The 6,672-nt window shown below is 73.2% G+C and carries 6 protein-coding genes and 2 pseudogenes; 6 read left to right on the forward strand and 2 right to left on the reverse strand.

The genetic code is table 11. The features are described from left to right. Positions 1-250: 250 nt before the first annotated feature. A complete protein-coding gene (locus ACFV4F_RS37160; RefSeq protein ID WP_380496789.1) occupies positions 251-562 on the reverse strand; it encodes a DUF3817 domain-containing protein in 312 nt (103 codons plus the stop codon). A gap of 249 nt (positions 563-811) precedes the next feature. Between ACFV4F_RS37160 and ACFV4F_RS37165 the strand changes: the two genes are divergently transcribed. The 5 genes and pseudogenes from ACFV4F_RS37165 to ACFV4F_RS37185 all read left to right on the forward strand — a co-directional run. Continuing rightward, positions 812-1,606 carry a DUF2127 domain-containing protein gene (locus ACFV4F_RS37165; RefSeq protein ID WP_380496788.1) on the forward strand — a complete coding sequence of 265 codons (795 nt, stop codon included), beginning with the start codon at positions 812-814 and terminating at the stop codon, positions 1,604-1,606. A 58-nt stretch (positions 1,607-1,664) separates the two neighbouring features. Then, positions 1,665-2,303: an AIM24 family protein gene (locus ACFV4F_RS37170; RefSeq protein WP_359969407.1), complete on the forward strand. Its 639-nt coding sequence runs from the start codon at positions 1,665-1,667 to the stop codon at positions 2,301-2,303. Next, on the forward strand, positions 2,303-2,953 hold the full coding sequence (locus ACFV4F_RS37175; protein WP_380440157.1) for an AIM24 family protein: 651 nt from the start codon (positions 2,303-2,305) through the stop codon (positions 2,951-2,953). The genes ACFV4F_RS37170 and ACFV4F_RS37175 overlap by 1 nt, the downstream gene beginning before the upstream one ends. A 134-nt stretch (positions 2,954-3,087) precedes the next feature. Beyond that, the gene (locus ACFV4F_RS37180) at positions 3,088-3,822 is read left to right on the forward strand and encodes an AIM24 family protein (protein ID WP_380440191.1); all 735 of its coding nucleotides are present in this window, start codon (positions 3,088-3,090) and stop codon (positions 3,820-3,822) included. A 281-nt stretch (positions 3,823-4,103) separates the two neighbouring features. Next, a pseudogene (locus ACFV4F_RS37185) lies at positions 4,104-4,163 on the forward strand (MarR family transcriptional regulator); the annotation flags it as partial. A 270-nt stretch (positions 4,164-4,433) separates the two neighbouring features. Here ACFV4F_RS37185 and ACFV4F_RS37190 read toward each other — a convergent pair. Next, a pseudogene (locus tag ACFV4F_RS37190) lies at positions 4,434-5,018 on the reverse strand (ArgK/MeaB family GTPase); the annotation flags it as partial. A gap of 415 nt (positions 5,019-5,433) precedes the next feature. Between ACFV4F_RS37190 and ACFV4F_RS37195 the strand changes: the two are divergent. Continuing rightward, a partial coding sequence (locus ACFV4F_RS37195) for an ALF repeat-containing protein (RefSeq protein WP_380509463.1) occupies positions 5,434-6,672 on the forward strand: 1,239 nt, incomplete at its 3' end.

The following is a 6,672-nucleotide window of genomic DNA, read 5'->3' on the forward strand; positions in this document are numbered from 1 at the left end:
GGCGGCCGGCGCGGGGGCCCAACGGCACACTCCCGCCCGGCCCCCCCCCCTCCGCCCCCCGCCCCCCCCCCCCCCCCCCCCCCCCCCCGGGCCTCTTCTTGGCCAATCCCCCGAGGCGCTCTGTTCTTCCCGGCCGCGACTTGTCATGCTTCTGTCGGAGCCACCCCCGGAAACGGCGACAGGCTGTCGCGGCCCTTGGGAGAGGAGGCCGCGACAGCCTGTCGACCGGCTGCGCGTGGGACGGAGGGCGTCAGGCGGCGGCCGGCTGCAGCTCCCCGCGCTCCTCCTTGCCGAGCATCCGCTCGGCGAAGAAGCCGCCGGTCGGCAGCACCGCGAGGACGAACAGCAGGACGCCGCGCTTGGCGTCCCACTTCTGCGCCTGCCACGCCTGGATCCAGAAGACCACGTACAGGATGAACAGGATCCCGTGGACCATCCCCATCACCGGGACGGCGTCGAAGCTGGTGGTCCGCTTCAGCACCGAGCAGATCAGCAGCAGGATGAACGAGACCCCTTCGGGGCCGGAGACCAGGCGCAGGCGGTGGACGGCGCTGCTGTTCACGATGGATACCTCGATGCGGGGGTCGGAGATCGCTTGTGAACCCGCTCACAAGCCTCCGGCCATTATCACCGAGCACACGTCCGAACCGGCCGCCGGGGTGCCCGGCAGCACGCCAGGGGTGCCCGATGTCACAACCGGGCCCCAGAACCGCGCCGCGCCGGGCGCCGCGCCGCCCGCTGCCCCTATCCTGCTGCCCGCGCGCCCGGCGAACCGGGCGCCGTACGCAACGCACGACGGGGGTAGCCACCGATGTTCAAGCGGGACTGGGACCGAAGGACCTGCGCCAAGCGCGGGCACGTGACCTACGCGCCGGCCGAGCCCGAGCTCGCCGCCCGGCTGCACGCCGCGACCGCGCTCGGCGACGCCTGGCGCTGCCTGCGCTGCGGGGACTTCGCCCTCGGCGCCCCGCACGGCTCCGGCCCCGCCGGGAACGCCCCCCTGGTGCCGCGCGGCAAGGCCCTGCGCGACATCTTCATCCTGCGCTTCCTGGCCGTCGAACGGATCCTGCGCGGCGTGCTGATCCTCATCGTCGCGTTCGGCGTCTGGAAGTTCTCCAACAGCCAGGACGCCGTGCACCGGGTCTTCGACCAGGACCTGACGGTCTTCAAGCCGGTCACCGACCACTTCAACTGGGACATCGAGCACTCCCCGATCGTCGACACGATCCGCAAGACCTTCGACTACAAGAAGAGCACCCTGGTGATCGTCGCCGGTGCGCTGGTCGCCTACGCGCTGATCGAGATCGTCGAGGCCTTCGGCCTGTGGCTGGGCAAGCGCTGGGCCGAGTACCTGACCGTCATCGCGACCGCCGCCTTCCTCCCGCTGGAGGGCTACGAGCTGCACGAGAAGACGAGCGTGCTGAAGATCTGCACGCTGCTGCTCAACATCGCCGCGGTGGTCTGGATCATGCTCTCCAAGCGGCTGTTCGGCCTGCGCGGCGGCGTGGTCGCCTTCGAGGCGGAGCGCCACTCGGCCTCGCTGCTGGAGGTCGAGGAGTCGGCCGGCACGGTGCCGCCGTCCCGGGGCGCGCACGCCCGCACGTAAGCCGGACACGCCCCGGGCCCCCTCCCACTGCCACGGCCGCTCCGGTTACATTGCGGCCGTGGCACAGTTCAGACTCCAGGGGTCCCGGGTGCTCGCCGTCGAGCTGGCGGGCGACGCCGTGAAGGCCAGGAACGGTTCGATGGTCGCCTACACCGGGCAGATGGCCTTCAAGAAGCTCACCGGCGGCGGTGACGGCCTGCGCGGCATGGTCGCCAGACGGCTGACCGGCGAACAGATGGAAGTGATGGAGGTCAAGGGGCAGGGCACCTGCTACTTCGCCGACCGGGCCACCGAGATCAACCTGGTCCGGCTGACCGGCGAGGTGCTGTACGTCGAGGCGGACAACCTGCTCTGCACCGAGGCCGCCCTGCGCACCGGCACCACCTTCACCGGGCTGAACGGCGTCTCCTCCGGCAACGGCCTGTTCACCACCAAGGTGGAGGGCCACGGCTGGGCCGCCGTCACCTCGAACGGCCCCGCCGTCGTCCTGCGGGTCGGCAAGGACATGCCGCTGCGGGTGGACCCGGGCGCGTACGTCGCGCACACCGGCAGCCTGCACCGCAGCCTCAAGTCCGGCGCGGGGTGGACGACGGCGATCGGCGAGGGCGGCGGCGAGGCCGTCCAGGTGGAGTTCACCGGCGAGGGCCTGGTGTACGTCCAGCCCTCCGAGAAGCACACCCTCGGAGGTGATGTCTGATGGCCTTCCGGCAGCTCAACGGCAAGCTGGTCGAGGCCCGGGTGCTGCCCGGACAGCGGCTGTTCAGCCAGCGCGGCGCGATGATCGCGTACACCGGGGACGTCCGCTTCACGCCGGACATCACCGGCGGGCAGGGCGGCGTGCTGTCGATGATCGGCCGCCGCGTGGCGAACGAGGACACCCCGCTGATGACCGTCGAGGGCCAGGGCACCGTCATGTTCGGCCACGGCGGCCACCACGTGCACGTGATCGACCTGACCGGGGACACCCTGTTCGTCGAGGCGGACCGGCTGCTGGCCTTCGAGGGCTCGCTGCGCCAGTCCACCGCGTTCCTCGGCGCGCAGGGCGGGGTGATGGGCGTCGTCCGCGGCCAGGCCACCGGCCAGGGGCTGTTCACCACCCGGCTGGACGGGCACGGCGCGGTCGCGGTGATGGCGCACGGCGGCGTCTTCGAGCTGCCGATCGTCCCCGGGCAGCCGGTGCACGTCGACCCGCAGGCCTACGTCGCCCACCGCGGCGAGGTGCGCAACCGGCTGTCCACCGCGCTGGGGTGGCGCGAGTTCATCGGCCGCGGCTCCGGCGAGGCGTTCCAGCTGGAGCTGGACGGGCACGGCGCGGTGTACGTCCAGGCGAGCGAGGAGAAGCTCTGATGACCCACCCGCCCCAGCCGCCGTACGGCCCGCCCTCGTTCGGGCAGCCGGCGTACGGCCGGCCCGAGTACGGCCAGCCCGAGTACGGGCAGTCGCCCTACGACCAGCCGACGCAGCCGGGCCTCGCGATCCCGATGCCCACCCAGTACGACCTCTCGGTGCCCCTCCCGGAGCCGCGGGACGGCGCCGGCCCGGTGGTCCACGACGCGTACACCCTGCCGGTCGACGACAACGTCAACCCGTACGCGTTCTCGGTCGACCTCAACGGCTCGTACTTCCTGCAGAAGGGCAAGATGATCGCCTACTACGGCGACATCTCCTTCCAGGGCGTCGGCGCCGGCGCGCTCGACCGGATGCTCAGCCTGCACTTCAACTCGCCGCTGCACGCGGCCGATTGGGTCGTCGCCCGGGGCCGCGGCAAGCTGCTGCTGGCGGACCGCGCCTACGACCTCAACTCCTACGACCTGGACGACGGCAACCTGACCGTCCGCTCGGGCAACCTGCTCGCCTTCGACCCCGCGCTGCGGCTCAAGCAGTCGATCGTCCCGGGCTTCCTGACCCTGCTCGGCACCGGCCGGTTCGTCGCCGCGTCCAACGGCCCGGTGCACTTCGTCGACCCGCCGATCCGGGTGGACCCACAGGCGCTGGTCGGCTGGGCGGACTGCCCCGCTCCCTGCCACCACTACGACCACGACTACCTGCACGGCGTGGTCGGCGGCCTGCGGCGGCTGACCGGCATCGGCGGGGTGTCCGGCGAGGAGCACCAGTTCGAGTTCGTCGGCGCCGGCCAGGTGCTGCTGCAGTCCACCGAGCGCGTGGTGGCCGGACGGCCGGTCGGTCTCGTGGGCGCCGAAGGGTCGGTACCCTGAGCCGGACGACGTTTCGCCCCGTAAACTCGTACAAGATTTAACTAAATCGGGGTATGCTGGGCGCCATGGACACGCACCCCGCCGACACCGCGGACGCCCCCGCGTCGCAGCCCGAGGACGAGACGCCCTGGCTGACCGCCCGGGAGCAGCGGATGTGGCGCGCCCATCTGGAGGTCGCCAAGCTGCTGGACTACCAGCTCGGCCGCGAGCTCCAGCCGCACAACCTGGCGATCAACGACTACGAGATCCTGGTCGTCCTCTCCGAGGCGCCCGATCGCCGGATGCGGATGACCGACCTCGCGACGGCCACCCTGCAGTCCAAGAGCCGGCTCTCGCACCAGATCACCCGCATGGAGACGGCCGGCCTGGTGCTCCGCCAGGAGTGTCCGGGCGACCGCCGCGGCCTCTTCGCACACCTCACCGAGGAGGGCTGGGAGACGATGCAGCGCGTCGCCCCGGACCACGTGCGCAGCGTCCGCAGCCACTTCATCGACCGTTTCACCCCGGAGCAGCTGGACGCGATGTACGACGCCCTGGCACCCGTCGCCGAGCACCTGCGCGGCCTGCGCGGCGACCTCCACCTCGGACTGGCCGACGCCGACGGTCTCCACCAGGATCACGTCGCAGCCGGCCGCGTCCAGCACCCGCAGGGCCTGCGGGGCGGCCCAGGACAGGCCGCCGAGGTGGCCGCGGGTGGCCATCGAGCGGATGAAGACCTCCGGGTCGGTGGCGTGCTCCTGCATCCGGACCCGGTCGCCGAGCAGCGCGCCGCCGGAGAACGGCGAGGACGGGTCGACGGCCAGCACCCCGACCCGCTTGCCGAGCCGCCGGTAGGCGGAGACCAGCGCCGAGGTGGAGGTGGACTTGCCCACGCCGGGGGAGCCGGTGAGGCCCACGGTGTAGGCGCGTCCGGTGTGCGGGGCCAGCGCGGCCATGACCTCGCGCAGCTCCGGGGCGGCGTTCTCGACCAGCGTGATGAGCCGGGCGACGGCGCGCGGTCGGCCGTGCCGGGCCTGTTCGACCAGCGTGGCGACATCGATCATCGGGTGCTCCTTGGCGGATGCCGACGGGGCCGGGGGGGGGGCGCCCGGGGGGGCCCGCCCCCCCGATGCGATCCACCCGGGAACTCCGTTCGGCCGAACCGGAATTCCCGGCTGCCGGGGCCGCCGGATCCACGGATCCGCCCACCCGCGCATCCCTTTCTCCCGCCCTTGGCCGGGTAGGCCTGGCTGCTCTTTCCAGGTTGCTCTTTCCAGGTTGCTCCTTCCAGCACGGGACCCGACCGCTCGTCAGCGGCCCACCGGAAGACTCCCCGCACGCTTCGACGCGCGCGATTCCACCACCCTGCTCACCGGCTGCCGGCAGCAGGAGCCCACGGACGTCGCTTCCGACGCCGTGCCGCAGGGCGGCACGCACCCCGGCTCCCCGGGTGCGGCCGCCCCGTCGGCCCCCTGGCCCGCCGGACGGACGCAGGGCCACCCCGCGCACGTGCCACGGCGCTTCCCGCCGCCCCGCGCGCACCCCGAAGAACTTTCCCCGCACCGCCGGCGCCCCCGTCGGCGGTTCTTCACGGCACTCCGGTGCCCAGACCAGGATGGATTGCGAACTTCCATGCGGATGTCACTGACATCACGGGCCCGATCACGGCTGGCAGCCGGGTTCGTGGCCGGCAGCCTGCTGACCGGGCTGCTCTCGACCCCGGCCCTCGCGGCCGACGCGCCGCCGACGGCGACCGCGGCGAACCCCGACCGGGTCAAGGCGGTCGCCGCCTGGCAGGCCGGCGGACCGGCCGTGCGGCACGCCGCCGAGACCGCGCTGACCGGCAGCGGCGACGACCTGACGGCGTTCCTGGCGAGCGGCCAGGCCGCAGCGACCGACCAGGACCTGCGCACCAAGATCGAGAACCTGGTCGCGAACTCCGGCCCCGGCGTGCGCGATGCCGGACAGGCCGCGCTCAAGGGCTCGGCCGACGACCTGAAGAAGTTCCTCGCCACCGGCGCCCAGAAGGCCTACGAGGACGACCAGCGGGTCCGGCTGTCGCAGATCATGGCCGCCGGCGGCCCCGGTGTGAAGGCCGCGGCCGCCAAGGCGCTCGACGGCACCATGACGGACGTCAACCAGTTCCTCAACGAAGGCCAGTTCAAGGCCAAGGACGACGACGACCGCGTCCACCTCTCCCAGCTGATGGCCTCCGGCGGGCCGGAGGTGAAGAAGGCCGCCGGCGCAGCGCTGGACGGCTCGATGGACGACGTCCAGCTGTTCCTGCAGTACGGCTACCAGACCGCCGCCGCCCACGACCAGGAGACCCTGACGGTCGCCCAGCTGGCCGACCTGACGAAGAACGCCACCGCCCAGGCCGGGCAGCAGGCGATGGCCGCCAAGGACGCGGCGGGCAAGGCACTGGACGCCACCCGTCTGGCCAAGGAGGCCTCCGAGCGCGCCGCCAACGAGACCAAGGCCGCCCAGGGTTCGGCCGGGCAGGCGTCGAACGCGGCCAACCGCGCCGCCGACGCCGCCACCCGCGCCGCCGCCGCGGCCAAGACCGCCTCCGCGGCCGCGAGGGCCGCCAACGAGGCGTCCCGCCAGGCCGCCAACGCCGCCGCCGACGCCGCGTCCGCCGCGACGAAGGCGGGCAACGCCGCCTCCAGGGCGCTCTCCGCCGCGGCCGGCGCCGCCGGTGACGCCGGGCAGGCCGACGCGGCCCGCAACGCCGCAGTCACCGCCCGCGACGCCGCCGTCCAGGCCCGCACCGCGGGCGAGGCCAGCCAGTGGGCCGGCTTCGCGGCCGCCCAGGCAGGCGCCGCCGCGCAGGCCGCCGCCTCCTCCGGCACGATCGCGCCCGCGGCCGCC

Source organism: Kitasatospora sp. NPDC059722, assembly GCF_042733235.1.
Lineage (GTDB): Bacteria > Actinomycetota > Actinomycetes > Streptomycetales > Streptomycetaceae > Kitasatospora.